This window comes from Luteibaculum oceani (assembly GCF_007995015.1).
Lineage (GTDB): Bacteria > Bacteroidota > Bacteroidia > Flavobacteriales_D > Luteibaculaceae > Luteibaculum > Luteibaculum oceani.
This window is the reverse complement of the sequence record NZ_VORB01000006.1, coordinates 73,150-100,076: the sequence shown is the minus strand read 5'-3', so window position 1 is coordinate 100,076 and position 26,927 is coordinate 73,150. Positions and strand designations below refer to the sequence as shown.

At 39.1% G+C, this 26,927-nt stretch carries 20 protein-coding genes; 8 read left to right on the top strand and 12 right to left on the bottom strand.

Annotated features, from left to right (window positions below):
- Window positions 1–60: 60 nt before the first annotated feature.
- Window positions 61–828, bottom strand: coding sequence for a nucleoside triphosphate pyrophosphohydrolase (gene mazG, locus FRX97_RS07695; protein WP_147014731.1), 768 nt, complete (start codon window positions 826–828; stop codon window positions 61–63).
- A gap of 104 nt (window positions 829–932) precedes the next feature.
- On the opposite strand from mazG, the gene FRX97_RS07690 reads away from it, so the two are divergent.
- Genes FRX97_RS07690 through FRX97_RS07680 form a run of 3 tightly spaced genes read left to right on the top strand, consistent with a single transcriptional unit; the run spans window position 933 to window position 2,969 of the window.
- Window positions 933–2,018, top strand: a complete 1,086-nt coding sequence (locus FRX97_RS07690; RefSeq protein WP_170227073.1) for an acyloxyacyl hydrolase — start codon at window positions 933–935, stop codon at window positions 2,016–2,018.
- Complete coding sequence (locus tag FRX97_RS07685) at window positions 2,015–2,749, top strand: GIN domain-containing protein (RefSeq protein WP_147014615.1); 735 nt, start codon at window positions 2,015–2,017, stop codon at window positions 2,747–2,749. Before FRX97_RS07690 ends, FRX97_RS07685 begins: the two co-directional genes overlap by 4 nt.
- 28 nt (window positions 2,750–2,777) lie before the next feature.
- Window positions 2,778–2,969, top strand: coding sequence for a membrane or secreted protein (locus tag FRX97_RS07680; protein ID WP_147014614.1), 192 nt, complete (start codon window positions 2,778–2,780; stop codon window positions 2,967–2,969).
- Between the two features lie 345 nt (window positions 2,970–3,314).
- Here the strand turns inward: FRX97_RS07680 and FRX97_RS07675 are convergent, their stop codons facing one another.
- From FRX97_RS07675 to FRX97_RS07635, 9 genes are all read right to left on the bottom strand, one after another.
- A complete protein-coding gene (locus tag FRX97_RS07675) occupies window positions 3,315–4,925 on the bottom strand; it encodes a T9SS type A sorting domain-containing protein (protein ID WP_147014613.1) in 1,611 nt (536 codons plus the stop codon).
- Window position 4,926: 1 nt separating this feature from the next.
- Window positions 4,927–8,625 carry a T9SS type A sorting domain-containing protein gene (locus FRX97_RS07670; RefSeq protein WP_147014612.1) on the bottom strand — a complete coding sequence of 1,233 codons (3,699 nt, stop codon included), beginning with the start codon at window positions 8,623–8,625 and terminating at the stop codon, window positions 4,927–4,929.
- Between the two features lie 304 nt (window positions 8,626–8,929).
- Window positions 8,930–9,913: an FAD:protein FMN transferase gene (locus FRX97_RS07665; RefSeq protein WP_170227072.1), complete on the bottom strand. Its 984-nt coding sequence runs from the start codon at window positions 9,911–9,913 to the stop codon at window positions 8,930–8,932.
- On the bottom strand, window positions 9,897–11,189 hold the full coding sequence (nqrF, locus tag FRX97_RS07660) for an NADH:ubiquinone reductase (Na(+)-transporting) subunit F (RefSeq protein WP_147014610.1): 1,293 nt from the start codon (window positions 11,187–11,189) through the stop codon (window positions 9,897–9,899). Before nqrF ends, FRX97_RS07665 begins: the two co-directional genes overlap by 17 nt.
- 18 nt (window positions 11,190–11,207) lie before the next feature.
- Entirely contained in the window at window positions 11,208–11,825 is a 618-nt protein-coding gene (gene nqrE, locus FRX97_RS07655) for an NADH:ubiquinone reductase (Na(+)-transporting) subunit E (protein WP_147014609.1), read from the bottom strand.
- Window positions 11,826–11,838: 13 nt separating this feature from the next.
- Window positions 11,839–12,522, bottom strand: coding sequence for an NADH:ubiquinone reductase (Na(+)-transporting) subunit D (locus tag FRX97_RS07650; RefSeq protein ID WP_147014608.1), 684 nt, complete (start codon window positions 12,520–12,522; stop codon window positions 11,839–11,841).
- An 8-nt stretch (window positions 12,523–12,530) separates the two neighbouring features.
- Window positions 12,531–13,274 carry an NADH:ubiquinone reductase (Na(+)-transporting) subunit C gene (gene nqrC, locus FRX97_RS07645; protein WP_223266587.1) on the bottom strand — a complete coding sequence of 248 codons (744 nt, stop codon included), beginning with the start codon at window positions 13,272–13,274 and terminating at the stop codon, window positions 12,531–12,533.
- 6 nt (window positions 13,275–13,280) lie between these two features.
- The gene (locus tag FRX97_RS07640; RefSeq protein WP_147014607.1) at window positions 13,281–14,459 is read right to left on the bottom strand and encodes an NADH:ubiquinone reductase (Na(+)-transporting) subunit B; all 1,179 of its coding nucleotides are present in this window, start codon (window positions 14,457–14,459) and stop codon (window positions 13,281–13,283) included.
- Between the two features lie 31 nt (window positions 14,460–14,490).
- Window positions 14,491–15,864, bottom strand: coding sequence for a Na(+)-translocating NADH-quinone reductase subunit A (locus FRX97_RS07635; protein WP_147014606.1), 1,374 nt, complete (start codon window positions 15,862–15,864; stop codon window positions 14,491–14,493).
- Between the two features lie 117 nt (window positions 15,865–15,981).
- Here FRX97_RS07635 and FRX97_RS07630 point away from each other — a divergent pair, with 117 nt between their 5' ends.
- The 5 genes from FRX97_RS07630 to FRX97_RS07610 all read left to right on the top strand — a co-directional run bounded on the left by FRX97_RS07630 (window position 15,982) and on the right by FRX97_RS07610 (window position 21,454).
- On the top strand, window positions 15,982–17,259 hold the full coding sequence (locus FRX97_RS07630) for a type IX secretion system plug protein (RefSeq protein ID WP_147014605.1): 1,278 nt from the start codon (window positions 15,982–15,984) through the stop codon (window positions 17,257–17,259).
- A gap of 7 nt (window positions 17,260–17,266) precedes the next feature.
- Window positions 17,267–17,653 (top strand): Co2+/Mg2+ efflux protein ApaG, encoded by a 387-nt coding sequence (gene apaG / locus FRX97_RS07625; protein ID WP_147014604.1) that lies wholly within the window; start codon window positions 17,267–17,269, stop codon window positions 17,651–17,653.
- A 30-nt stretch (window positions 17,654–17,683) separates the two neighbouring features.
- Window positions 17,684–19,309 carry an L-glutamate gamma-semialdehyde dehydrogenase gene (gene pruA, locus FRX97_RS07620; protein ID WP_147014603.1) on the top strand — a complete coding sequence of 542 codons (1,626 nt, stop codon included), beginning with the start codon at window positions 17,684–17,686 and terminating at the stop codon, window positions 19,307–19,309.
- A 209-nt stretch (window positions 19,310–19,518) separates the two neighbouring features.
- On the top strand, window positions 19,519–20,031 hold the full coding sequence (locus FRX97_RS07615) for a hypothetical protein (RefSeq protein ID WP_147014602.1): 513 nt from the start codon (window positions 19,519–19,521) through the stop codon (window positions 20,029–20,031).
- 682 nt (window positions 20,032–20,713) lie between these two features.
- Window positions 20,714–21,454, top strand: coding sequence for a zinc-dependent peptidase (locus tag FRX97_RS07610; RefSeq protein WP_147014601.1), 741 nt, complete (start codon window positions 20,714–20,716; stop codon window positions 21,452–21,454).
- Window positions 21,455–21,561: 107 nt separating this feature from the next.
- Here FRX97_RS07610 and FRX97_RS07605 read toward each other — a convergent pair whose 3' ends face one another.
- Entirely contained in the window at window positions 21,562–23,067 is a 1,506-nt protein-coding gene (locus FRX97_RS07605) for a T9SS type A sorting domain-containing protein (protein ID WP_147014600.1), read from the bottom strand.
- 3 nt (window positions 23,068–23,070) lie between these two features.
- Complete coding sequence (locus tag FRX97_RS07600; protein WP_147014599.1) at window positions 23,071–26,826, bottom strand: T9SS type A sorting domain-containing protein; 3,756 nt, start codon at window positions 26,824–26,826, stop codon at window positions 23,071–23,073.
- Window positions 26,827–26,927: the final 101 nt, after the last annotated feature.

Below are 26,927 nucleotides of genomic sequence, written 5' to 3'. Positions count from 1 at the left end.
ATTTACGCCTTAAAAACCTATAATCTAAATCTATAATATTTATAATATCATCAGGAAAACCTATTGAATCTTTTTAGCCTCTTCCCAATACTTGTCCATATCGGCAAGGTTCATGTCATCCCATTGCTTACCATCGGCCTTGCTTTTTTCTTCGAGGTAGTTAAATCGGCTGATAAACTTTTTATTGGTTCGCTCCAATGCCTCATCGGGGTTAATATTCTCGAACCTGGCATAGTTGATTAAAGAGAAAAGTAAATCACCAAATTCAGCTTCCCTTTTATCCTGGGTTTCGGCGGATTTAAACTCCTCCAATTCTTCCACTACTTTAGCCCACACTTGATCTTTTCTATCCCAATCGAATCCAACCCCACGAGCCTTTTCCTGAATTCTTGCAGCCTTAACCATGGATGGCAGGGAATTTGGAACTCCAGCCAAAACACCTTTACTCCCTTGCTTTAGCTTTAATTTTTCCCAGTTGGCTTTAACCTCTTCTTCATTTTCAACCTTTACATCTCCGTAGATATGTGGGTGCCTATCCACCAATTTATCGCAAACTCCGTTTAGGGCATCTGCTATATCAAATGCACCCTTCTCCGATGCGATCTTGGCATAAAAAACCATGTGAAGCATAATATCCCCAAGCTCCTTTTTTATTTCTTCAAGGTCTCCTTCTAAAATGGCATCACTCAATTCGTATATCTCCTCAATACTCAAGTGACGAAGGCTTTCTAGCGTTTGTTTTTTATCCCACGGGCATTGAGCTCTCAGCTCATCCATTATGGTTAACAACCTATCAAAAGCTTTTAATTGGGTATCGCGTGTATTCATCTTGGTTCTATTGGATTTCAAAGGTATTGGTTTAGACTTTCACGGCAGCATATCTCTGGAACAAAGCATGGCGCTAACCGCAATGAATGTATATTTTTACCACCATGTTAAAAGCACTGCTCGGCTTATTATTTGTAGTAACCCTGGGGATGAACGCACAAGCCCAGTGGGCGGAATTTAAGGTGGGAAGAGGATTTTTAATTCCCCATCGTACAGACATGGTTCACCTTCCTAAATCGGCGAATACTAAATTAAGTTTTACTGTCTGGGATTTAAAAGAAAGAAATTGGAAGAAGAGCTTCCACGGAGCTAAGATAGGCTACGAAGCTCATTTTATAGACCTAGGAAATAAAGAATTATTAGGCACGGCCTGGTCTTTCAATTATAAGGTAAGCCTTCCACTAAGTCGAAGAAAATACCCCTTAACCTTTATTCTGGGAGGTGGACCAGCATGGCTTACGAATAAATATCACGTAGAAAAAAACCCAAAAAACCTGGCGATTGGTTCCCACATAAACGCTTCGCTTTTTTTACAAATTCAAAAGAGCTTCGCTGTCGGCCCCCACCTTGTTTCGTTAGGTATAGATTTAAATCACTACAGCAATGCAGCCACAAGCAAACCAAACCTTGGTCTAAACATCCCTTCTTTTAATCTCGGATTTGTTCTAAATGGAAATACAGATAAGATAACACCAACAGAAAAATCTGTTAATGCCCATCACCCAGCAAGTTGGGCTATTACCGTTGATGGCGGCATAAAAGAACTCTCGATACTGGACCAGAATAAATATTTGGTAGGAAACATAGAACTGCGAAGAAATTTTAAAAGTGCAAGAAATATAAACTGGGAACTCGGTGTTCTCACTGGTTATAACCAATCTATTGGCGCTTACATTGAAAATGATTTTGACCTGGAATCTGGAAGGGTTAAAAGGCAGGTTAAAAACCCTAATATCCAATTCGGCCCATTTTTGGGTGGGAGGCTAAACTTCGGAAAAACCTCCCTTTTCTTTCATACCGGAATATATGCATACAGCAAGCAAAGAGAAATTAAAGCCATGTTTCACCGAACAGGAATTCAGCATATGATCAATGATAAAATTGGACTGACCATTTTAATGAAAACCCATGAGGCTAAAGCAGAACACCTCGGAATTGGTCTAACCTTAAATTTAGCGTCCACAAAATGAGAATTCACCTCTTTTTGATCCTGTGTTTATTTCTAATTTCCTGTAGCGACGAAGAAGGAAATTGTTTTAAATCGTACGGAGAACGGGTAGAAATGGTATCAGAAGTGGATGCATTCCACAGCATAAATCTATATGACAATTTACCCCTTAAAATTAGCGAAGGAATAAACTTTGAGATAACCATAAAACATGGTTCCAATCTCATAGACGGAATTGATTTTACCGTAAAAGACAGTGTTTTAACCCTGGACAATCTCAATAAATGCCGCTGGCTTAAGAACCAAGAAAACACACCCGAAATAAGCATAAGCTGCCCGCTTGACATTTTGAGGCGGATACAATGCTACGGTGTTGGAGATGTAAGCGTACTAGATACCATTCGAAGCAAGCAATTCTTTATCGATCATTGGGGATCGGTGGGAAATACTTCACTGTTATTTAGTGGAGAATCCCTTCACCTTAGCCACCATGCAGGGCCTGGATCTATCATTGCTCGAGGAAAAACATCGGTTTTATACGTGTATAACACCTCAACAGGATACACCGATGCGAGCCAGGTTGAATCTGGTTTTCTTTTTTGTACCAGCCGAACCAATAGAACTATAAATGCGGGGGCTAGTGTGAGAGCCGACTTGAAATTATATGGCAGCGGAGATGTAGAGCTGTGTCCAAGCCCCGCAGAGTTAAATTTGGTCGAGAAAGGAAGCGGTCGGGTAGTGTTATGCAAGTAAAGGCTATTAAAATTATTATCTTTGAACCATGAAATTGATACTTATAGCCATAGGAATGTTAGCATTAGCTTTTGCTGGAATTGCTATTAAAATCTGGGCTAAAAAAGGCGGAGAGTTCGCTGGAACTTGTGCCAGTCAAAGTCCTTTCTTAAACAAAGAAGGCGAAGCTTGTAGTTTGTGTGGCGCCAAGCCCGAGGAGCAGTGTAAAAACGACAAGTAGGTTGGTCACCGAGTGATCCCGCGGTGAGCGGGATTGTATCGAGGTGAACCACAGAGGTTCTCAGAGTTTTTTTTACTCACCACAGATTACACGGATTACCACAGATTGTTTTTTTCGATATTGCCTGAGAAAGCGTTTTCAATCAGATCGAGGGGATTTGTAAGCTTCATATTAAAAGACCAACAAATTTGTATCGAGGTTAACCACAAAGGATTCAAAGCATTTGGTTGCCGGATTTCGAGGTGCACCACGGAGGTAATTTTACCACAGATTACACTGATTAACACAGATTGTTTTTCTCCGAAGCGCGCTGTCCGAGCGTAGTCGAGGACAGCACCCCCCAACTCACTCTTTAATAAAACGAGCTACTTTTCCATCGCTGCGACGAATAAGGTAAACCCCATCACTAAGACCAGAAATATTAAGTTGGTTTTTTGCCTTGTAACGACCTAACAATTTTCCATCAGACTGAAAAAGCTCAAAATCTGATTTACCGTTTAGGTTTATTATATCGCTTTCACTAGGGTTTGGGAATATTATTATTGGATCTTCAGAATTAGCAAAAGTAGACCCCTGTGCTAGCTTACTCCATTTGCGAATAAAGATACTTGGTGGTTTTTCTCGAGAACCGGGGAAATAAAAATCACTTTTTTCAATATCGTAACCTGCATGTAATTCAAAATAGCTGGTGGACGAAATTTTCACAAAATTATTTTCACGGTTACAAAAAGGAAGATCATCTAAAGCCTCCATGTTTAAAATATTCCCCTGATGGTCAAATTCCACTTTTAATTGTTGATCATCGGATACTGTTAGATTAAACAAAGGGTATTCCCTTTTTATACCATAAAAATAACTAGTATAGGTATTTTCATTAAATCGACTACAAGTAGACCCGCCGTCCGATGCATGCGGAAATCCATCAGTGGAATCTCCAATGAATACCAACCTCTCTATAATTTGGGATTTCAGATTTATTCTGGCCCAAACCAAATCTAGCCAACCACCATTATAATTTTCAGGTTCATATCCTGATCCGTCCCAGGGTTCAAAACTTCCATCAACGAGTAATATACTATCGTTTTTTAGAAAATAATGATAAAAGGACATATTAAAGGTATTTCTTTTCGACAGCTCGATTAAAGAACTATCAGTAGCCTCTCCTTTTTCATTAAAGCTTAAAACCAATAACTCCTGTGAGACCTGAGTCTCAATTGATTCCTTTAATGTTTGCTCTAAAACTACAATATGACCATTACCATTTGGTTTTTCCTTTATCGTACTTACACTGGAATATTTATATCTAGTTGTGTCATCCCAACTCTCATTTTTTGTCATTATTCCATTAAGATCCAGTTCAAATACCCAGGGTTTTCTACCATATAAATAATAGGAATTCTGTGGTTCACCATCTAAAAATCTAGAATCTTGCTCGGCATAAACTTTTATGTGACCATTAGGCAATTCATATACCGTTAACATCTGATCATCGCCACTACTACCCAAACATCGATTCCACAAAACATTTAAATCCCTATCTAAGCGCGCTACAAATACGTCATAATAGAGTTGTTGCCCTTCAATTCCACCTATTTCATGGGTTTCAGAATAGCAATAAGAACAGGATCCAAATAACAACAGGTCTCCGTTACTTAAAACTTTCATTCTTAGTACCTCATCGCCACCAAAATCAACAACTTTTTCATTTAAGATAGACCCATTGGTATCTACTTCAAGAAAGTAACTATCTCGGATATAACCTTGGGGCGGCGGATCCGCTATTTGCCCATAAATTAAAATGCGATTTTCATCCAACTGAATCATGTTTACAGGCACTTCCTCTTCATGGGAGCCGTAAATTTTATTCCACTCCTCAAAAAGCGTATCCTGTTGGGCATTTGCTGTAAATACCCAAGACATAAATATCAGAATACTAAGAAATAATCGTCTAGACATTTTATTTTTTGATTATAGGCATGGACTTAATCTGTCCTTGTTCGGTTACCACCTTAATTAAATACGAAGATGGTTCCATATTGGATACATCCATATTTGTAACAGTTTTATCACCAACCTTTGTCTCGTTAACATGTTTGGTCATCACCAACTTACCATTTACATCAAATATATTTACAGTAAAATCTTCATTTAATCTCGTTCCAGAAACTACAACCCTTATAACATCAGATACAGGATTAGGGAAAACAGAAAAATACAACTCTCCTTTATCTTCTTCAGGTTGATTTCTTAATGAACTTGAATCAAGAAAGTTATCTCTATAAATTTCTGTCTTTTCGATGCCATCCTCAACTTCTGATTCTGAGCCCATATCTGCCAGAAATTTTGTTGGTGCACCACTATTTCTGTCAATTACAATCGAACCAGGCTCCTCTTCAAGAATGGTTATGGTATCAGATCTAGAAATGCAACCATGGGTAAAGCTTGCCTCCACAAAAAAGGAACCAGAATCATGTGGAATTAAATAAGACAAACTATCATTAGTCAATAGTGAGTCACCAGAATACCAAGTAAAGCTAGCATTTGAGAATTCACCGCTATTTGAAATGGTAATTACACCATCCGAGTTTACTAAAGCATAATCAAGTTTGGGAGCAGGGCAGTTAGCAGTTGTAAATAGTACAGAAGCCCCGCCCATACTTGATAACGTCGTACCAGCCATTGCGGAAGATTGTTTAAACTGAACCTCTACCGTATCCAAACCAAATTCAAGGGTATCGGACAAAAACAATAATCTAAAATTTTCGAATTCAAAAGGAAAAAACAACATACTATCCAGGAACCCTGCATTATTAGTAATTTCTAAAAGCCTTAATCTCTCTGATATATCTGGGATGCCACCAATTTGTTGGATGCCGGAGGACCGCATATTTCCTTGTTTCCACTTATCATAAATTGACCCATTGAGTTCCATAAAAACCCTTCCATAATCTAGAATAGTTTTTCCATTAGAGTTGCTTTGAAGGTTAAAATCTAATCTGTGAAAAGAAGTATCCGCTTTGGTATTGGAAAAATAAATTCTTCCACTAGACCTTAAATTCGAGGACGTAAAATCTGGTATTTCTATTTCATTACCTGCGTCATATTGAAAATCGTCGTTTATTAGGTTACCATTGGATGAAGCAGTTCCAGAAACGGAACCATTGTTGATAAAACGAACATTTTTATACGCGTAGGAATTATTATTAAACGCATTTTCATCATATTGATCCTGCTCTTGATAAGTCATCCCATAGGAATTAGAGGGATTTTCTGACCTTACTAGCCTTGCGGTTATACATATATGCGGATCGGGATCAATTGTTGGATCAATTCCGAATTCTGAAGGATCCCACTCATAAACAAAGGTTTCACTGCGACCAGCGGGTATATCTTTGTTTAAATAAATAGGTGTAATATTTATTCTATCACCCACAATTTTCCCATCGGATGGTCTTCTATTGTTTATCCACTGCAAAGGCCAAGGAGAACCAGGAGTGAATAAAGTCCAAAATAAATCTAAGCGGTATGTATTCTCTTTGTAGTAATAATCCTGTCCACCTTTTTTGTTATGGATAGTAACTCTTACCTTATTTCTACCCGTGGGACCATACCCCTCACGTTCAACATTGTTTGAAGTAAAGGTAGTATTGGTAATGCTTATATCGGGACTTTTCCATACTCCCTGCTTAGATCTTGGTTGGTTTTCACCTCCAGAATCTCCCTTTTCAAAATCCCGAATGTATAAGTCGTTATTATATTTAAACACCCCAACAGGAACTGAAGTGAATTTACAACTATTATCGTCCTCGTGTTCAAGATAGTAGTATTTATTATCAGGTGGTAGGGAGAACCGCTTATTGCTGAAGCTCATCATTTTTGTTGTATCAATATCAAAATCTCGAGTAGAATAAATATCAAATTTTCTGGAGTCCGTGTTCGCTAGGGCCTCATCCACTCCATCGTCAACATAATACACCTCAAAATCTATTGCCGTAGAATTATTGGTATAATAATTATGGAATAAATCCACTATAGATTTCGTACCCCCTTTTTGAATTCGATTATCAGACTTAGTATTGCCTCTTTTGTAGAATGGATAGGGCATAATTTGATAAGAGAACCACGCTGAACCTTTGTATTTAAAGTAATTAGCATCATAATCATCGCTAAAGCGATTTTCAGTCTTAAGACTATCCCAAGCGTATCTTGCTAATCCTTCAACCCTCGCTATTGAGTATTTTCTGCTAAGAAAAGTACCTATCCCTTCGGCAGGGGCATAATTTGTTTCTCTTTTATGGTCATAAAAATGTCCATTTTGTGCTGAAAGCAAGTTCGTAAAGTCATATTTTTTACGTATTACTTTTGATTGTTTGGCGAATAACTCATGAAGAATAAGATATGGCTCATCAAATCCTATTTTACTAGGATCGTTAGTATAATTAACAGCTAGAACTCTATCTGACCAATTGATAATATCCCCCGCCCAATCAAAATAAAGAGGAGGATATCCAGCACTATCGTTAAGAACATCATTTACATCTTTCGGGAAATATCCCTGATAAACATAAATTTGGTCAACTATGCTATTGTCTCCCGTTCTGAAGGCATACATTGCCTGTAAAATTGATTTGAAACTTGCTCTTTTCCGTCCTATTTTATCTACAAAACCGTTTTTAAAAACCTCATCTTGTCGTTTTTTTTCCCTGTTAGAATAATCAACTCCATTATTCGGATCAATGTGCCACCATTCGTACTCTGTAACTAAAAAAGGGACACTAAAACTTTTTCTGTAGTTGCCACCGGGTAGTGGGTTTTCCTCATCATCATCCCCGCCCGTTGTTGCTTCGGAAGGAACTTTTACATCATCGTTTACAACATTATCACGGGCATGTTTCACCCATGAATACATGCGAGATAAGGCATAAATTTCATGATTTATGGTGAGTTCTGCATCGGGTGTATTGGTCATTATATCTTGCAGAATTGGCCAACCATCAAATAATGTGTCACCTCCCAATGCCTCAATAATCTCTACCTTTGAAACTCTTGTATTACCACTCTCTAATTCGTTTAGATTTATTGCCGGCTCTTCGGTAGGATTCTCAGGGTCACCAGAGATAGGTGGTTCTGGTATTGGTGGCCCCGGAGGAGTTCCACCACCCTGGGAAAAACCATCTGAGGGTGCTTCATCGTAATTTCCTCCCTCAAATTCAGTGAATTCAGGTCCAAATGAAAGACCTACCCTTATATCAGGCCCAGCTCTTTGAATAAAATCTGCGAGTAAATCCTCATACTTGGATAGCAGATGAGAATTTTCGTATCTGAAAATTCCAGATGTGTTATATAGGATTAGATAATCAATCTGATTTTTTTCAGCATAAAAGAGCAAGGCATTTTCCTTATCGGGATTACCTAAAATAGAAAGGTCGAAGTCTGCCCTATCTTCGTTGTGGAAGATTACTGTACTTGGTGATTGCGATCCGTTATTTGTAAACCCATAACTGTAACGCATATTGTGGATGAAGTCATTAACATACATTCCACGATCCTCACCGCTTGGTGGGGAGCAAAGCCAATTAGTTTGAGCCTTAGAAAGGTCAATTTGAAAAAGAAAAATTAGAATAAGGGAAAACTTAAAGTAGTCTTTTAGTAACATAGGGGATTGGATTTGATAGGTATCAAATATTTAAATTTAATCCTAACTAAAAAAATAACCTGCAAAGACCACCTAAAATTAATCTAGGGTAAACAAATTGTTTACTCCTTTTTTAAACTAACGAATAACCTAGTAGGATTATGAGTACATTTTAAAAAATTACAAAGCTTCAAAATTAGACTAAAAAACAGATAAATGATAATAATCACCTTAATTACACAAAACCTAATTGACAAATAAAGGGTTTCATAAGTAACTTTATTTTCTAAACAAAGTTATTTCTTATCCACTTTTTCTTGGGGATCTACTGAAAAATAAACCCAATACTCTCTTCTTCCAAAAGCACCTTGCTTTCCTCTCCTAAAACCAAAGCAGCTGTGGCCCATGCATCGGCATAGGCGCAACTTTTATGCTTGATGGTTACACTTAGCACATTGTGTGATACCGGAGCAGCTGTTTTAGCATTAATAGCGTGACTGTACCTCTTACCGTCTTGCTCGTAATACTTTCTGTTGCTTCCGCTTGTAGCTACCGATATGTTTTTAATCTGTAGGGTATCAGAAAGAGTGCGTTCCGTGGTATTGTTTGGAGTCTCTATTCCTAAAACCCAAGGTAAATTGCCAGGTTTAGGTTCTCCCACTCGTACTTCGCCACCTAATTCTACGAAGTAGCTTTTAATGTTATTGCTTTCGAGAAACTCAGATATTAAATCGACTGCCATACCTTGAGCAACGGCGTTAAAATCTAACTGAGCACCTAGCGGCTTTTGTAGGGTAAATGATTTTCCGTCTTTCCAAGATGCCGACCAATTTTCAAATCCAACTAAAGCTTTCAGCGAGTCGATATTGGCTGTGCTGTCTATGCTAGGTTTCTGGTTGGGGCCAAATCCGTAGGTTTTAACCAAAGGGTAAATGCTCGGATCGAAAGCACCTTTAGATTTCTGATGCACTTCTTTACTTACCAACCATACTCGTTTCCAAAACCCACAAGAATCTTCAAGGGTGTAAATGGTGTCTGTTGACTGGTTAAGTTGGAAAATTTGCGAGCTAGCTTTATAGTTGGATAAGGCATGATCCATACGAAGCAGCATACTATCTATTCCGCTCTGCAGTTCGGATTTAGAGGCATTGCCGTAAAAGGAAATATTATAGGTAGTGCCTTGTGCATAGCCTCTTATTTCCTGCTTTTGATTTGTTAAATCTCCACAGGCCAGGCAAAGTAGAAAGCAAAAAAAAGCTCCTCCAATCGGAAGAGCTTTTTTGATTTTATGATTAACCTCCAAAGTCATCGAAGGATACATTTTCTTCTGGTACACCCCAGTCGTCGCACATTTTAAGTACCGCCTGGTTCATCATTGGCGGTCCACAGAAATAGAACTCTATTTCCTCAGGTGCGTCGTGTTTAGTAAGGTATTGATCGATTACCGCTTGGTGAACAAATCCAACGAATCCGTCTCCTTCATCCTCGGTGCTTTCCATTACCTTCCAATTATCTTCTTCTAAAGGCTCAGAAAGTACCATGTAGAATTTAAAATTCGGGAAATCTTTCTCTAGCGCTTTAAAGTGATCGATGTAGAAAAGCTCTCTTTTCGAACGTCCACCGTACCAATAAGTCACTTTTCTTCCGGTCTTAAGTGTACGGAATAAGTGATAAAGGTGAGAACGCATTGGTGCCATTCCAGCTCCACCACCGATATACAACATTTCAGCATCGGTTTCTTTAATAAAGAATTCACCGTAAGGACCAGAGATGGTTACTTTATCTCCAACTTTTCTTGAGAAGATGTAAGAAGAAGCGATACCTGGATTTACATCCATCCACTTGTTTCTTTCTCTATCCCATGGTGGAGTAGCGATACGCACGTTCAGCATAATCTCACGCCCTTCTGCTGGGTAACTAGCCATAGAGTACGCACGCTCTACAGGCTCGTTGTTTTTCATTACAAGTGGCCAAAGGTTAAACTTATCCCACTCTAACTTAAACTTATCAGGCTCTCCTGGATGCTCTTTCGGGTGAGCAGTAATATCAATATCCGAATAAGGAATTTCGCATTTAGGAATTTCAATTTGGATGTATCCACCCGCCTTGTAATCCATATCTTCTGGAATTTCTACTACGAACTCCTTGATAAAAGATGCTACGTTGTAGTTTCTAACAACTGTTGCTTCCCATTTCTTGATTCCAAATACCTCTTCTGGAACCTCAACTTTCATGTCGTTTTTAACCTTTACCTGACATCCTAAACGCCAGTTTTCGGCAATTTCCTTACGGGTAAAGTGAGGTTCTTCGGTTGGAAGAATAGCTCCACCACCTTCAGGAACTTGACATTTACATTGAACACAAGTTCCACCTCCACCACAGGCAGAAGGAAGGAATATTTTTGCGTTACCTAAGGTAGATAGTAGTGTACCACCAGCTGGCACTTCTACCTCGCGCTCTCCGTTAATTAAAAGCTTTACGTTTCCTGATGGCGATAATTTTGCTTTAGCATAAAGCAGGATACTCACCAATAGCAATACAACTATTAAGAAAACAACTATGGTTGTAATTAATGTTGGACCCATGAATACTATAATTCTTTATTAAAGTTCTATTCCCATAAAGCTCATGAAAGCTAATCCCATAAGCCCAGTTATTATAAAAGTAATACCCAGTCCTCTTAGTGGTGCTGGAACGTTTGAGTAACGGATTTTTTCTCTAATTGCTGCAATAGCAACAATTGCTAAAAACCAACCCACTCCAGATCCAAGTCCGAAAACTGTTGCCTCTGCAATTCCTGCATACTGACGCTCTTGCATAAACAATGATCCTCCAAGGATAGAACAGTTTACCGCAATAAGAGGTAAGAAAATACCAAGTGCGCCATATAATGCCGGAGCAAATTTTTCAATGATCATTTCCACTAATTGTACCATGGATGCAATTACGGCGATGAACATGATGAAGCTTAGGAAAGATAAGTCCACAGATGCGAACGACGGGTCTATCCATTCTAGCGCTCCTTCTTTAAGAACAAAGTTCTCTAACAAATAGTTTATCGGAACAGTAATTCCAAGTACGAAAATTACAGCTGCTCCAAGACCTACTGCAGTTTTAACAGTTTTAGAAACCGCTAGGTATGAACACATACCCAAGAAGTAGGCGAAAATCATGTTGTCGATAAAAATCGACTTTACAAATATGTTTACCAGATCTAACATTGCTTATATGTTCTTAGTTGGTTTCTACTAGTTTAGGATTTCTTGCACGCTGAACCCAGATGTACACTCCTACAATAATCAAAGCCATTGGAGGAAGAATCATCAAGTTGTTGTTCATGTACCCTAGATCGTAAAGACCGATTTTCTCGAATACTGGGTATCCCCAAATTTTTCCAGAACCAAATAGTTCGCGGAAAAACCCTACTACTACAAGGATAAGACCGTATCCCAAACCATTACCAATACCATCTAAAATAGAAGGCCAAGGCTTGTTACCTAGTGCAAATGCCTCTAGGCGTCCCATGATAATACAGTTGGTGATAATAAGTCCAACGAATACGGAGAGTTGCTTACTTACTTCGTAAACGTATGCCTTAAGTATTTGATCTACTAGAATTACCAGAGATGCAACAATTACTAATTGCACAATAATTCTAATTCGAGATGGAATTACATTTCTTAAAAGAGATACGATTAAGTTACCCAACACCATTACGGCAATCACCGAAATAGACATTACAAATGAGTTCTTAATCTGTACAGTTACCGCAAGTGCAGAACAAATACCAAGTACCTGAACCGTAATTGGGTTAGAATCGTTAAGCGGATCGGTTAATAGCTTCTTATTCTTTGCAGAAAATAGAGGCTCTGACTGTTTAGCCGGCGCTTCTTGAGTTTGTGTTGCTGTATCGCTCATGAGGCTTATTATCCTTGCTTATTAGAAAAATATGTGTTGTAAACTTTAAGGGTACGGTTTACCATTTCCTGAACCCCTACCGAAGTAATGGTTCCACCTGTGATACCGTCTACCGCATGCTTATCAGATGGATCGGAATTTCCTTTCACTACTTTGATTGCAGCGAAATCACCCGTTTCATCTTTAATCTCTTCCCCTTTAAACTGATCTTCGAAAAAAGATTCTTTAATCTCAGCTCCTAATCCAGGAGTTTCAGTTTTGTGGTCGAAAGAAGCACCGTAAATAGTTACTAAATCGTCTTTTAGAGATAAGTATCCCCAAATTGGTCCCCATAGTCCTTTTCCAACTAATGGAAGTACATAAAAGGTTTTACCATCCTTTTCGCAAACAAAAAGTGGGTAATTTCTTTCTTCTGGGTTATCAATCGATTTAAACTCCTTTTTAACGTCTACATTAAAAGCGTCTGTTTTCTCGGTTGGATTAATTTCTCCGGTTGTAGTGTTAACCACATTTCCGTTATAATCTAGAACCAGGCGTTCTTTAACATACTGACTAAACGCTTCAGGAGCCTCGTCCATAGAAACTTCTACCTGCACAGCAGCTAGAATGTCCTTCATTTTCTCGCGCTTAACGTTTTCGGTCTGTGGCTTTTTAAGTGCCATAGCTGCAGAAGCCAAAATTGCTCCTACTACAATCACCATAATAATGGCGAATCCAAAAGTAAATCCGTTGCTATTCTTATTGATGGCCATATCTAATTACGCGTTTGCAGTTTTTACTCTGGCAAGTCTTCTCTTAACGTTTGCCTGAATTACATAGTGATCAATCAATGGAGCCATTACGTTCATGAATAGAATCGCAAGGAATACTCCCTCTGGATATGCAGGGTTAAATACGCGAATCATAATCGAAAGGAAACCGATTAAGAAACCGTAGATAATTTTTCCTGTATTAGTTTGAGCAGCCGTAACCGGATCAGTAGCCATAAACACCATACCGAAAGCAAATCCTCCTAAACTTAAATGGTAAAGTGGAGAAAGTTGCATTAGCGTATTGTCTGCTGGAGCAACCCAGTTAAAGATTGAAGCCATTACAAATCCACCAACAAAGGCAGAAATCATAATTCTCCAAGATGCAATTCCAGTGAAAAGAAGAAGACCCGCTCCAATAAGACACATCAAGGTAGAGGTCTCTCCAATAGATCCAGGGATATACCCCATAAAGGCCTCCATTAGGCTATACTTTTCAGTAAAGCTTTCCATAGGCATTTTAGCAGCAGCGTCTCCTAGAGCAGTAGCCCCAGTAAATCCATCTACTGTAGATTTTCCTGCAGTGTTAATCCAAACTGCGTTACCCGACATTTTTGTTGGATATGCGAAGAATAAAAATGCACGTGCAGTAAGCGCAACGTTTAGGATGTTCATCCCCGTTCCACCAAATACCTCTTTACCGATAAGTACGGCGAACGCTGTTGCAATTGCAACCATCCATAAAGGCACGTCGATAGGTAAACAAAGTGGAATTAACATTCCCGAAACCAGGAATCCTTCTTGAATGGCATGACCTTTAATAACGCAGAAAATGAATTCCACTGCCAAACCAACTCCATAAGAAACCACCACTAAGGGAAGGATTCTGATGGCACCAAAAAGGAATTTATCCATGAAAGTTGCCGCTTCTCCAACAGCTAAAAAGTGTTGGTGACCTGCATTCCAAATTCCAAAAATTAAACATGGTACTAAAGCAAGAATTACCATCATCATGGTACGCTTTAGATCGATTGCATCGCGAATATGCGCACCCTTTCTTGGAGCGGTATGCCCCGGGGTGAATGCAAACGTAGCTAGGGCATCGAAAAACACCCAGTACTTTTCTAGCTTCCCGCCTTTATCAAATTTGGGTTGCTGTGCTTCTATAAACTTTCTAAGAGCTTTCACGCTACTTTAAATTTTAAGATTTCGTAATCTCTTACGCCATTTCGGCTCTAAGGTTCATAATTCCGTCCCTTACTATTTGTTGCGCCTCTATTTTAGAAGTACAAACAAACTCGCAAAGCGCAAAGTCTTCTGGTGCCACCTCGTAAATTCCAAGGTTCTCCATTAACTCAATATCATTTGCCAAAATAGCTTTGATCAAATGAACCGGATAAATATCAAATGGGAATACTTTCTCGTATTGTCCAGAAACTACAAAAGCACGCTCCTCACCGTTTAGATTGGTGTCTATGTCGTACTTTTTGTTTTTTCCAATTAACCAAGTTGGATATGCTTTAGAAGCAGAGAATCTGTTAAACCCTGGGCTTAACCACCCATCGGTAAGAACAAACTTAGGATCATTACCTTCTGGCAACACAGCTACTTGATTATCATAGTATCCAAGGAATCCTTCGGTAGAAACCATTTCTCCAGATAGTGGACTACCAGAAACAATTCTGTAGTCCCCCTGATCTTTAATGTTTCCGTCTAAGATTCCGTTTAATGGAGCTCCTACTACAGTTTTATAGTGCTTTGGAGCCTTAACTCCAGAACCAGCAACTGCAATTATCTTGGTAAGATCTACTTTCTTTTGGTTGAATAATCTACCGATAAACACCATTTCTTGAGGAGTGATAGTCCAAACTATTTCTCCTTTATTAATTGGGTCTATATGGTGGATTTGCACCCCAACGTTTCCTGCTGGATGTGGACCTGAAACCTTATGCACCTCAAGGTTAGGAGCTTTCAAGTTTTTGAAAGCCTCTCCGTAACCAGGCTCTGCCGATAACGACAAATGAACCTTTCCAGAGGTAAGTTTAGAAAGTACATCTAAACCGGTTTGCAAATCTTTTTCCTGTTCGAAAAGACAGAAATCCATATCGGCAGAAAGTGGATTGGTATCGAAACCACTAATAAAAATTGCCTTAGGTTCTGATTTTGGATCTGCAACTACCGCGTATGGTCTCTGGATAATAAAACTCCAAAGTCCAGACTCCTGAAGCACCTTCTTAAGGTCGTCTACAGAAGCAGTACCTATATTCGGCACTTCCATTTCGCGATAACGCGTTTCGGCATCGGCCAATACGCGAATTTCCAAAACTTTTCTTTTAGCACCACGGATAATTTCGGCTACCTCGCCACTAACGGGAGAAGGAAACTGGATCTCCGGACGATCCTTGTCGAAAAACAAAGCGTCTCCGGCAAGTACCTCCTGGCCTTCCTTAACCTTTAACTTAGGAGTTAAACCTGCAATATCGGTGGGTTTAAGCGCAACCACCTTGGGTTGCGGTGCTGTGGCGTAAATTTTCTCGGGTTGTCCCTCGAGATTTATATTTAGGCCCTTTTTAATTCTAACTGTTTTAGACATCCTTAACTGGTCAGGCTTATTTTCGGGAGCACAAAAATATAAATTTGTTGCTTCCAACAAGAAGATTCTTAACCCTTTAAGCAATTGGTTATAAATCAAACCCTTACAAGCATTGATATGCCAAAATTATCCGCCATCTTATTTATAATCTTTCTATCTAGCTGGATTCCATACAAAATCCACGCTAACCCAAATTCCGAAGTCCTCCAAAACCAAGTATTCAATCCCAACATCCAAACCGTTCTTTTTAACATTAAGGGAGTTCCTTTAAGCTATCCCTTTATACAACTTAATGCCCCTTCCCCACTTATTCTGCGATTCGACGAACTAGGGGATGCATCAACAGAATTATCCTACCGTATTATTCACTGCAATGCGAATTGGACAAAATCATCTCTAAAAGAGGGAGAATATGTACGTGGGTACCCCAAAGCGCCGATACAGAATTACGATTACAGCTTTAATACTCTTACTCCTTTTACCCATTACGAGCTTGAAATCCCAAACAAACAACTCGCCTTTACACGAAGTGGCAATTACGTGGTGGAAGTATTTAATACATACGATGATAAAGTGATATACCTACGTCAGCGCTTTGTGATTTATGAGGAAGCCGTTAAGGTGCAAGGCAAGGTTAAAATGCCCGATAGAATGTCGATCCGCGATGCATACCAAGAAGTCGATTTTTCGGTTTACGATCAAAATTTTCCATACGGAAATACACAAACCGAGGTACAGGCTACTATAGTGCAAAACGGAAATTGGAGCAACGCTAAATATGGACTCAAACCTCGTTTCTATCGCCCCGGAGAATTGGTTTTTGATGGAGACACCCTGAATGTTTTTCCAGGTGGAAATGAATATAGAATTTTCGATTTGCGTGACTTAAGCTATCAATCGGCTAGGGTATATATTTTGGATAAAGAGCAAAGCCCCTTCTTTGTGCAACTGTACCGGGATATATCTAGAATTGGCGAGGCCTACACCAGTTACGAAGACTTAAATGGCAACGCCTATATATACAACAATCAGGGAACCACGCCCCATTTAGACTCAGACTATTTGAATGTGCTTTTTAGCCTTAAAACCGATTACCCATACAACGAAGGACAACTTTTTATTGAAGGAAATTGGATGGGGGCTGCGCACCGCGAGCGATTTGAGCTTTCCTACAACCCCACTCGTAAGCACTACGAGACTACAGTCCCCATAAAACAAGGGTTTTACTCCTACCGTTACGTTTTAAAAGAAGAGGATGGAACAATTCAACCTTTTTTAGAAGGATCTTATTGGCAAACTGAAAATCAATACCATATATTCGTATACTTTCGTGGGATATCTGATGAAAGTAGTCGAGTAATCGGGTTCCAGCAACTGAATAGTGTGCTTAATTAGTAGGATTATGAATATTAAGGATAAATACAAGGTTAAAGTAAGCGTGCAAACGGCTTATCAGGCTGACCAGTCTAATCCTACCGCACCTTACTTTTTCTTTAGCTACACCATAGCCATAGAAAATCACCACAACAACCCCGTTAAGCTATTATCGCGTTTTTGGGAAATTTGGGATCCAGGTTCTGAAAATCACTTTGTAGAAGGAGAAGGCGTGGTTGGAAAACAACCAACGATAGAGCCTGGAGAGGATTTTCAATACTCATCTTTTTGTCATTTGCGCTCCCCATTCGGAAAAATGGAAGGTTACTATACCTTTGAGGACCAAATTACAGGGGAAACATTTTTTATAAGTGTTCCTGCGCTGTGGTTTCAATATCCAATTGGACTTAATTAAAAACAACCATAAAAAGTAAAAATCAATTTTATGTCTAACGCCTATTTTAGAGTACCAAAGGCTGTTAATGAACCTATTTACCAATACGAACCAGGTTCTACAGCAAGAGAAAAATTACAGGATACTTTAAAAGCCCTAAGATCTAAACAAGTTCACGTTCCCCTATACATTGGGTCGGAGGAAATAGAAACAGCCGATAAAAGGCCTATGTCCCCTCCTCACGATCATCAACATATCCTTGGTCATTACTCGTATGGAACCGGAGAGCACGTAAAAAAAGCCATAGACAGTGCGCTTGAAGCAAGAAAAAAATGGTCGAAAATGGCCTGGCAAGACAGAGCTGCGATCTTTTTAAAAGCGGCCGATTTAATCTCTGGACCGTACCGCTACGAAATGAATGCCGGTACCATGCTTGCTCAAAGTAAAAACTGCTTCCAGTCTGAAATTGATGCCGTTTGTGAATTGGCAGATTTCTTGCGTTTTAACGTGGAGTTCATGACTGAGATTTATGAGAAGCAGCCTATTTCTGCCCCTGGAACATGGAACAGATTAGAATATAGACCACTAGAGGGATTTGTTTTCGCAATTACTCCGTTCAACTTTACTGCTATCGCTGGTAACTTACCAATGTCTGCAGTGCTTATGGGGAATGTTTGCGTTTGGAAACCAGCAGAGTCGCAAATGTATTCTGCCAACCAGGTAATGCGCATTTTTAAAGAAGCTGGATTACCCGATGGAGTTATAAACATGGTTGTTGCAGACGGACCAGAAGTTGGAGACATCGTATTTAAACATCCAGAATTCTCTGGATTACACTTTACAGGATCTACCGCCGTGTTTAAGCACCTGTGGAAAGAAATTGGCAATAACATCGACATTTATAAGCAATACCCCAGAATAGTTGGTGAAACGGGTGGAAAAGACTTCGTTTTTGCACACCATACCGCTAAACCTGCACAAGTTGCTACTGGTTTAGCTAGAGGAGCTTTCGAATTCCAAGGTCAGAAATGTTCAGCCGCTTCTAGAGCATATATTCCTGACAACATCTGGCCAGAAGTTAAAGAAGAACTTGTTAAGCAGGTTAACAGCTTTAAAGTTGGACCAACCGAAGATTTCGGGAACTTCGTAAATGCCGTTATAGACAAGCGCGCCTTTGATAAAATCGCTTCTTACATCGATTTTGTAAAAGATTCTAAGGACGCCGAAATTATTGCAGGTGGAAACTACGACGATAGCAAAGGTTACTTTATAGAACCGACTGTTGTTGTAGCTAAAGACCCTAAATTCCGCACCATGTGCGAGGAAATCTTTGGACCGGTACTTACCATTTACGTTTATCCAAAAGACGAGTGGAAAGAGACCGTTAAAATCCTTAACGACACTTCGGAGTATGCGCTAACAGGTGCCATTTTCTCTCAAGACCGTTACGTTCTTTCTGAGCTTACTGATCTATTGGAGCAAAATGCAGGTAACTTCTACTTAAATGATAAGCCAACTGGAGCCGTTGTAGGACAGCAACCATTTGGAGGAGCTAGAGGATCTGGAACCAATGATAAAGCTGGTTTCTACCTAAACCTACTTCGCTGGACTTCGGTTAGAACATTGAAAGAAACCTTTGTTCCACCAACAGATTACAGATATCCATTTTTAGGATAATTTCTATCCAAATCGATTATAAAAGCTACTCTTCGGGGTAGCTTTTTTTGTTTTCCATCATTTTCAAAATGAAAATATTTTCCGAATTGAAAAGTAAATGCCGCTATTAAAAAAACTTACAAACACCTGTATAGCAGATACTTAACAAAAGTAACCAACACTATGGAATGGGTTTTGGAACAGCATAATCAAACCAAAACCCTAAAACAATGAAACGTACAATTAGAAACCTATTTTGTCTTTCTGCTTTTATCATTGGTTTGACCATTTCTCCCAATCTATTTGCTCAGCATAGTGGAGAATATCATACTGCCATTGGTTTAAGAGCAGGAGGAACCTCAGGATTAACCTTTAAACATTTTAGTAATAGTCACCGAGCTTTCGAAGGTATTTTGAGCTTTTGGAACCGTGGATTTGGACTAACTGGATTAATCGAGCATCACAGTCATACAGGTGCTCCAGGCCTTAAAGTTTACTACGGTGCTGGTGGTCACGTTGCCTTTTACAGTAGAGATGGATACTACCGAGACTACGACTGGTATTACCACGATTACGATAACGGAGTTAGCCTTGGTATTGATGGAATTGTAGGTTTGGAATATAAAATCCCTCCTATCCCAGTTGCCTTTAGTATAGACCTGAAACCCATGATAGACATTCATAGCTCTGGTTTAGTTGGATTTGGATTAGATCCGGGACTTGGAATCAAGGTCGCTTTCTAATAGAGATGACATTGTACATTGTTAAAGCCATTTCAGATTTCTGGAGTGGCTTTTTTTTCACCACGGTTTTTCACCACAGAGATACACCGAGGTTCACAGAGTTATTTTTCACCACAAAGGACACGAAGTTGCACAAAGTTTTTTTTGTGGTCTGAGGTAGTTGTCTCAGTCAAATCGAGTGAATTTGGATGCTTCAAATTAAAAGAAGCAAACAAATTTGTATCGAGATTCACCACAGTTTTTTTTATTTCTAAATCGGAGCGAGGGTTCGCCGAGCGCATCGACCCGCTAGACGTAGGGGTGTATCGAGGTGCACCACAGATTACGTAGATTAATATTTTGATTAGGGATGAGGGATTAAGGGAAAATCGGAAGCTTATAAATCAACGCAAATTATCCCTCTTTTCATCCTTTTTCTCGTTTAATAAAAAGTTTACAGGCTAATTAACCCGAGATTCACAGGCCAGAACGATTTATCCCTCATCCTTCATCCTTCATCTTCCCGAAACGTAGCTTTAAGATTAGTCCATCCGTTGCATCTAGGCCAAAACGATTTATCCTTCATCCATTCATCTCTTAATCTATGGTCCAATGCAAGCAAAGCGTATAGCATAAAGCATTTTGTTGAACTGATTAAAAAAGCATCCCTCTTACCAAAAAACCTTAGTTTCCGAACTCAAACATGAGACTGAAATACAAAATCCACCACTTTTTTACGAGTAAAAGAACTCTAGCGAACTGCCATAGAATGCTAAATAGATGGAATCCCTACTACGCAGGATTAAGCCCAGAGCTTCAAAAGGCGTTTCAGCTTAGGATCCTTCATTTCCAGAGAAATACGGTGTTTGAATGCGCACCTGGGCTTAACCTTACCAACCAAATGGAGCTCATTATTTCCGGTGGATTTGTACAGCTTACTTTTGGGTTTAAGAAGGATGTTTTAGATGTGTTTAACTACATCTATTTAGCAGCTAAGCCCTACTCCTACCGCCATATTGCAGGAAAATTTAAAGGGGATGTTAACCCACATAAACACCGTGTTACACTTACTTGGCCTTATGTAGAAAAAGGCTTTGTAATTCCCGACGACGGTTTAAACTTGGTGCTCCACGAATTTGCTCATTGCCTTTATTATGAAAATCAACTGGACGAAGGAATGGGACAGTTTTTGGACAACCAAGGAATGAAAGATTGGCATTTTTATGCAGCGAAAAAGCGCAAACGTATTTTAAACGGAGACCAAAGACTTTTTAGGACTTATGCCGCTAAAAACATGCTAGAAATGTTTGCCGTATCAGCCGAAGTCTTTTTTGAGCAGCCCAAACATTTCGCCAGAAAAGAACCAAGACTTTACGACAGCATGTGCAAGCTATATAACCAAGATCCAAGAAATTGGGAAAACCCGAGGTTGAAGGAGTTTTAAACCTGCCAAAAACTACAATAACTGCTCACTGGGCGGCCACAAAAAACCCCGACAACAACTTGCTGGGGTCTTTTTATTAGGTGAGGATAAAGTACTTCTTTAGTTGTCTACTCAACAACAATCCTAACCGTTGCTCCACTTTCGTATTTTAGTAAATAGGTACCGCTTTGCACATCCGAAATATCTAAAGCATCGCTTTGAACAAAAGATTTAAGGGTACGTCCTTGGATATCTAGCAAAGAATAATTGGCTTTAAGATTGGTATTTAAAATACCCGTATTGTTGGGGTTGGGGTAGGCGGAAGAACCTTGAAAACCTTCCTTATCCGATATGGAACTAACTGGGTTGTAACCTAATTTATAAATGTAAAAATCTGTTGGAATTTCATGATCAAATGGACCATAGTGTTCTGGGAAATTTTCTTTGGAACCATTAGCAGATAAAACTATTATTTCCTCCTCATCCGTAAGTAGAAAATCATAAAAGGAACCAGCTGTACCCCTACCCAGAGGGAAAATCTGATCAACAATATTTCCTGCGGTATCCACCTCCATAATCCAGGTATTAAATGGACTATTTTTACCTTGCAAATCCCCATCGGTTGACTTGCTTTTTCCCCCGAGAACTAAATTCCCATTTTCTCTACCATAAATATTGAAAAAACCGTCAAAATCCGAACCACCGTATGTTTTCTTATATGCTACGGTACCATCCTTGTAATTAATTTTAATTAACTCACCATTTGTCCCAGCTCCAAATCCCACTGGACCAGCTAGATAAAAATAATCACCGATTATTAACGAATTACTTGAAACTGTAGTTTGTTGAGACAGATCGGTAAATAGCAGTTGACTTAAATACTTGATTTTACCATTAACATTTATCTCTACGAAAACTAAAAATCTCTCAGCATTTTCGTTCTCCAAAAATGCGAAGTCTGAATCATTAGAATATGAATATATCGCCGCTATAACCGTTGAATCATCCAATTGATTAGCATATGCAACCCCATCATAATTACTCCCACCAATCGACATCTCCCACTCCAACAGCCCCTCATTATCCGTTTTCACAAACCATGCATCATACGAACCTTTTGATTGGGAGTATAAACTATCTGGATCATTACTGTCTTTATCTCCCAGTAACAAATAACCATTGGAATTTAAGTTCATAAACCTCATTAGATATTCATCCCCATAGGTTCCAAAACAGTTGGTTTTAATTGCCCCTGTGGAATCAAGAATGGTAAGATTAAAATCCTTAAAGTTTTTTTTAAAATTTTGTCTGCAAACACCTCTGTAACCAAATACATATTCTTTATTTGCTGATAAAACTAAGTCTTCAATCGTAACATTAGTACCTCCTGAGATTATCTCGTTACCAGTTTGATCAAAACCAAACCAATGGCCGTAATCTTCTCGATTTTGTCCTCCATTTACAAACCCACTGGCTGCATAATTTCCATTTCCTAAATCAAACAGTTTATCAGGATTATCCATATCTGCTGTACCGTAAATATTTTCCCATTGCTTATGTATTGGCAATTGAGAAAATACATCACTAGCCAATAACAGTACAGTTATTATGATTATGTATTTAGACGATTGCATGATTTACTCTTTTATTAATATTTTACTGTATTTCTCGGAGCCTCCCTCTATTACTAGGGTGTAAAAGCCGGATTCAAGTGAACTCACATCAATTTTATGCTTGTACAAATTAGATTCACTTAAATCTCTTTTTACCACCAGTTTCCCCGTCATATCAAACAACATCAACTTTGAAATTCCAAAGACTTGCTTTTTAAAAATGATTTCTAACGACTCTTTCATCGGGTTGGGGTAAGCGGACACTCCCAAAGAATTCTTCTCTGAAATATGTAACACCTTCCCATCAGCTCCACCTCCTCTATTTAATAAACTTGGTGATGGATTAGAGCTGTAATTCAACTCCATATCATCGGACTCTGCAATGCAACCGTTATCGTACCTTACCTTTACACTATAATTACCAGGGTGGGATAAATCTGGTCTAAAATTAGGTAACACCGCACCAACTATATCCTCCCCGTTCTTCACCCATTGAAAACTTGTTGCTAATTCAGCACCTACTGTATGTGCTGTTAGATTGACAATATCTCCAATTTGCACCTTCACAATTTCAGGTTTTGCACATTTAAGGTAATGCAAATTATAAACCTGCTCTCCGGTCAACTCGTTTTGTTGGCTCAGACTGTTTACTCGTTGCTGAATTTTAAATTTATAATATTCGTCCTCATTGGTTTCCTTGGCCAAAGCACTGTCCATGCGAAAGCCAATTTCAATATTTCTTAATTCTTCATGTTTCATATTTAAGCCACCTACCCAAGCATTGGCTGCGGTTAGCCTTATGGTGGTATGCAGGGTATCTATTGTTTGGTGCTCAGGTTCTTCTGCACCAAATTGAGTGGAAGGAATATGTCCACTAAGTGGAAATATTTCTACCCCAGCTCCTTGCATTCCAGAATTCACCCATTTAGTAAATAAATTTTGCCCAAGGTTAATTATAACGGCTCCATCATTATTTAATGAGTGGGTTCCAGAATCACTTTGTGTAAAGTTAAGCTGCAAACTAGCCTTCCCTCGGTAGTTAGCCACCTCTAAGTTAGTAGTCTGCCATCCCAAAAACCGGTGCAAAGAACCATTGCCAATGGTATCTACTTCCGCTTGATTTTTTCTCAGACTTAAGTCTCTGTTATCTTGATTTTCTCCTTTAGATTCTTTGTTTGAACCAAAATAAAATAACTTCCCACTTACGGTTATATCCAAAGTTTTATTGAGTGAAATTGCATTATTGGCAATAACATTATCCATAATGTTAGAGCTTTCTTCTGCTACCATACCATAAGGAGGGTTTTCCGATCGCTCAATTCTCGCGAGAAAATCAAAGTTATCATGGTACGTCAGAGACAGGAGTTTATACTGTAGTCCTGAGAAAGAAATCCCCCCGAACAAACCACTTAAAAACTCAATAGGCTCATCAAACACCTCTGGATCTGGGCCACCTTTCCATAAAATACTTATTACCGTATCTGTATTTGCTGAAATGGGAGGAATATAAACGGGAGCATGATTTATCCTGTCACCAACAAACTTCCCGCTAACCGGATTCCAAATCCAATTCCTTGGCCAAGGTTGGTCCGTACTCTTTTTAGCGAAGTATACACTCAACTTTTCACCTCCACGAGTGGGTTCATTTCCTTTATTGGTTAACCTAACGTGCACCCAATGATCTTCGCCTGGAATAGGGCGCGATGACTCCAACCCTCCCGCATTTGAAACATCCTCAATTTGGTTTACCCAAATGCTTGTCCAAAATCTTAAATTATTCTGGTTCGTCGGTGTTTGTAAAGGTTCACTTCCATCATCCAGCTCATAATCTTTTATGTACAATTCTTTATTCTGGAATTTCACCAGAACTGGAGCTGATGTAGTTATACAGCCATTGTTATCTGTAGTTTGCACATAATATATTGAATCCTTAACGGCTATCGGACCGCCATTTAATCCACTTGGATCATAGGTGTGAACCCTTGCCGATCTTGAACGATTATTGATTACATCTTTAGGATCCCATTCCCACGTTTGGCTGTTCTTCTTTAAATATTGTGTAACATACCTCCATTGGTAATCATGCCCATTTTGAAACCATTTATTCTGGTTACCAAAAGGAGCTCTTGCATTATTATAAATTTCTAGGGTATGCAACCCTTTTGCAGGGTCAGGAAAAAAATGCATGTATAAGTCTACCAATTCCCGGTTCCCGTAATGTGGGTTCTTTCTAAATTTTAGGGTATCAGATGAGGTAGTGTCATCACTGTAAATAATGTGTGGCATTATACTCCACATAAACCAATTAAAACCACCAAGTTTTATGTTATTTCCATCTCCAATAATCGTATCCCAAGAAGCTTTAAAATCACTTTGTATTTCCTGGATACTCTTGCCATTAGCATTTTTACCTTTACTTAAGAGATCGCCCACGTAATCACTATACTGTCCATCACCTGGTACATGATTAGGGTCATCCTCCTTCGGATAGAAATCTTCTTCTTTAATAAAATTGGAGGATTCTGTATAAAAAATCGGGAAAATATCGATGCTGTCCCCATTGTAAGAAGGATGCTCCACCTGGCTTTTAATCATAGACACCATCTTGCGATATGCCTCCATTCCATCAATATCCCACGGGGTTGTAGTCCATGCTGCGATATGCCAACGGTCTAACAAAGGGTTGGCTTGCGCGGCAAATTTGTAATACAATGCGGCTGTATCGTTGGGATTCCCGTCTATCTCATAAAACTTCTGGTAATAGTCTTCCTGATCATACGGAGCCTGATTGTTTCCCTCCAAACCAGGATACCACCAAGGTGATAAGTAAGACTCAACCCGAGCTATTTCTCCAGTATCTTTAAACACTTTTAAAGCCCTTAAATAGGGTAAAAATTTGTTGTCAAATCGCCATACTAGACTGTCCAGCACAGTTCTGTTGTACTCAATTAATTCCTGTGGCTTCGTTGGAAAGTCTTGTAACTCCTGGCCATCCGGTAACCACCATTCATATTCCGTACAAATGGCTTTGATTCCTAAATTCTTTAGGAGCCCAGAACAACCTCCAGATTTCTGGTTATTTCTAGATCTATAGGAATCTATTTCTTTATTAAAATCGCGTATGGCTATAACTGTACTTAATACTGGATTTATGGTTATTTCAGCATTAGGAAAACGATCGATTATGGGACTTATCACTTCCCACCCTTCCCATAACGTGTCGTTATCTAATTGTTCAACCAGCATTTGTTTGGAAACTCTACGTACATTCTCAACTTCCCGGTTACTCTTCAAGTCAGAACTGTAGTTATCAAAGTTTTCATTTAGCGCAAGGCCCACTTCAATTCCTAATTGGGATGCTTTACAAGTAAATTCGGCTAGCAAATCTCTATAAGCAGAATAAATGTGATTTTCTTTTGAAGTACCCTGGTCGAATATCCAACTGGTACCAAACATAATTAGATAGTTAATTTTATTTTTCTGAGCATACCATAAAAGCGCATGCTCCTTTTGGGGGTTTCCTAAAATACTACGGTTAAAATCGGCCCTTTTTCTATATCCGACCCAGTCAATGGACGTAGAGTCATTGTACAGGTTATAATTTGCATGGGTGTAATTGAATTGACTCGGCTCAATGAACCGCATAAAATCGTCTACGTACATCGCTTTATCTAGCCCCTGATTGTCGCAGGACGGATTATTCTGCCCTAGTACTGGCAGAGAGAGAGAGAGAGAGAGAGAGAGTAAGTATAAAATTGATTTTAAAAAAGGTAATTTCATTTTCCATGGGATTATTTGGGTTTGAATTACCTCGCTATTCTAATCCCTATAATTCTTTAATCGAAATTATCTGACATGTAATCCGAGTTAATATGCGGATT

Excerpts from the sequence above, each read along its gene's own strand:
- apaG (WP_147014604.1), top strand. The coding sequence starts at position 17,267 with ATGAATATTAAGGATAAATACAAGGTTAAAGTAAGCGTGCAAACGGCT.
- mazG (WP_147014731.1), bottom strand. The coding sequence starts at position 828 with ATGAATACACGCGATACCCAATTAAAAGCTTTTGATAGGTTGTTAACC.
- nqrF (WP_147014610.1), bottom strand. The coding sequence starts at position 11,189 with ATGGGTCCAACATTAATTACAACCATAGTTGTTTTCTTAATAGTTGTA.
- nqrE (WP_147014609.1), bottom strand. The coding sequence starts at position 11,825 with ATGTTAGATCTGGTAAACATATTTGTAAAGTCGATTTTTATCGACAAC.
- FRX97_RS07615 (WP_147014602.1), top strand. The coding sequence starts at position 19,519 with ATGAAACGTACAATTAGAAACCTATTTTGTCTTTCTGCTTTTATCATT.
- nqrC (WP_223266587.1), bottom strand. The coding sequence starts at position 13,274 with ATGGCCATCAATAAGAATAGCAACGGATTTACTTTTGGATTCGCCATT.
- FRX97_RS07690 (WP_170227073.1), top strand. The coding sequence starts at position 933 with ATGTTAAAAGCACTGCTCGGCTTATTATTTGTAGTAACCCTGGGGATG.
- FRX97_RS07665 (WP_170227072.1), bottom strand. The coding sequence starts at position 9,913 with ATGACTTTGGAGGTTAATCATAAAATCAAAAAAGCTCTTCCGATTGGA.
- FRX97_RS07600 (WP_147014599.1), bottom strand. The coding sequence starts at position 26,826 with ATGAAATTACCTTTTTTAAAATCAATTTTATACTTACTCTCTCTCTCT.
- FRX97_RS07605 (WP_147014600.1), bottom strand. The coding sequence starts at position 23,067 with ATGCAATCGTCTAAATACATAATCATAATAACTGTACTGTTATTGGCT.
- FRX97_RS07630 (WP_147014605.1), top strand. The coding sequence starts at position 15,982 with ATGCCAAAATTATCCGCCATCTTATTTATAATCTTTCTATCTAGCTGG.
- FRX97_RS07650 (WP_147014608.1), bottom strand. The coding sequence starts at position 12,522 with ATGAGCGATACAGCAACACAAACTCAAGAAGCGCCGGCTAAACAGTCA.
- FRX97_RS07610 (WP_147014601.1), top strand. The coding sequence starts at position 20,714 with ATGAGACTGAAATACAAAATCCACCACTTTTTTACGAGTAAAAGAACT.
- FRX97_RS07635 (WP_147014606.1), bottom strand. The coding sequence starts at position 15,864 with ATGTCTAAAACAGTTAGAATTAAAAAGGGCCTAAATATAAATCTCGAG.
- pruA (WP_147014603.1), top strand. The coding sequence starts at position 17,684 with ATGTCTAACGCCTATTTTAGAGTACCAAAGGCTGTTAATGAACCTATT.
- FRX97_RS07680 (WP_147014614.1), top strand. The coding sequence starts at position 2,778 with ATGAAATTGATACTTATAGCCATAGGAATGTTAGCATTAGCTTTTGCT.
- FRX97_RS07670 (WP_147014612.1), bottom strand. The coding sequence starts at position 8,625 with ATGTTACTAAAAGACTACTTTAAGTTTTCCCTTATTCTAATTTTTCTT.
- FRX97_RS07675 (WP_147014613.1), bottom strand. The coding sequence starts at position 4,925 with ATGTCTAGACGATTATTTCTTAGTATTCTGATATTTATGTCTTGGGTA.
- FRX97_RS07685 (WP_147014615.1), top strand. The coding sequence starts at position 2,015 with ATGAGAATTCACCTCTTTTTGATCCTGTGTTTATTTCTAATTTCCTGT.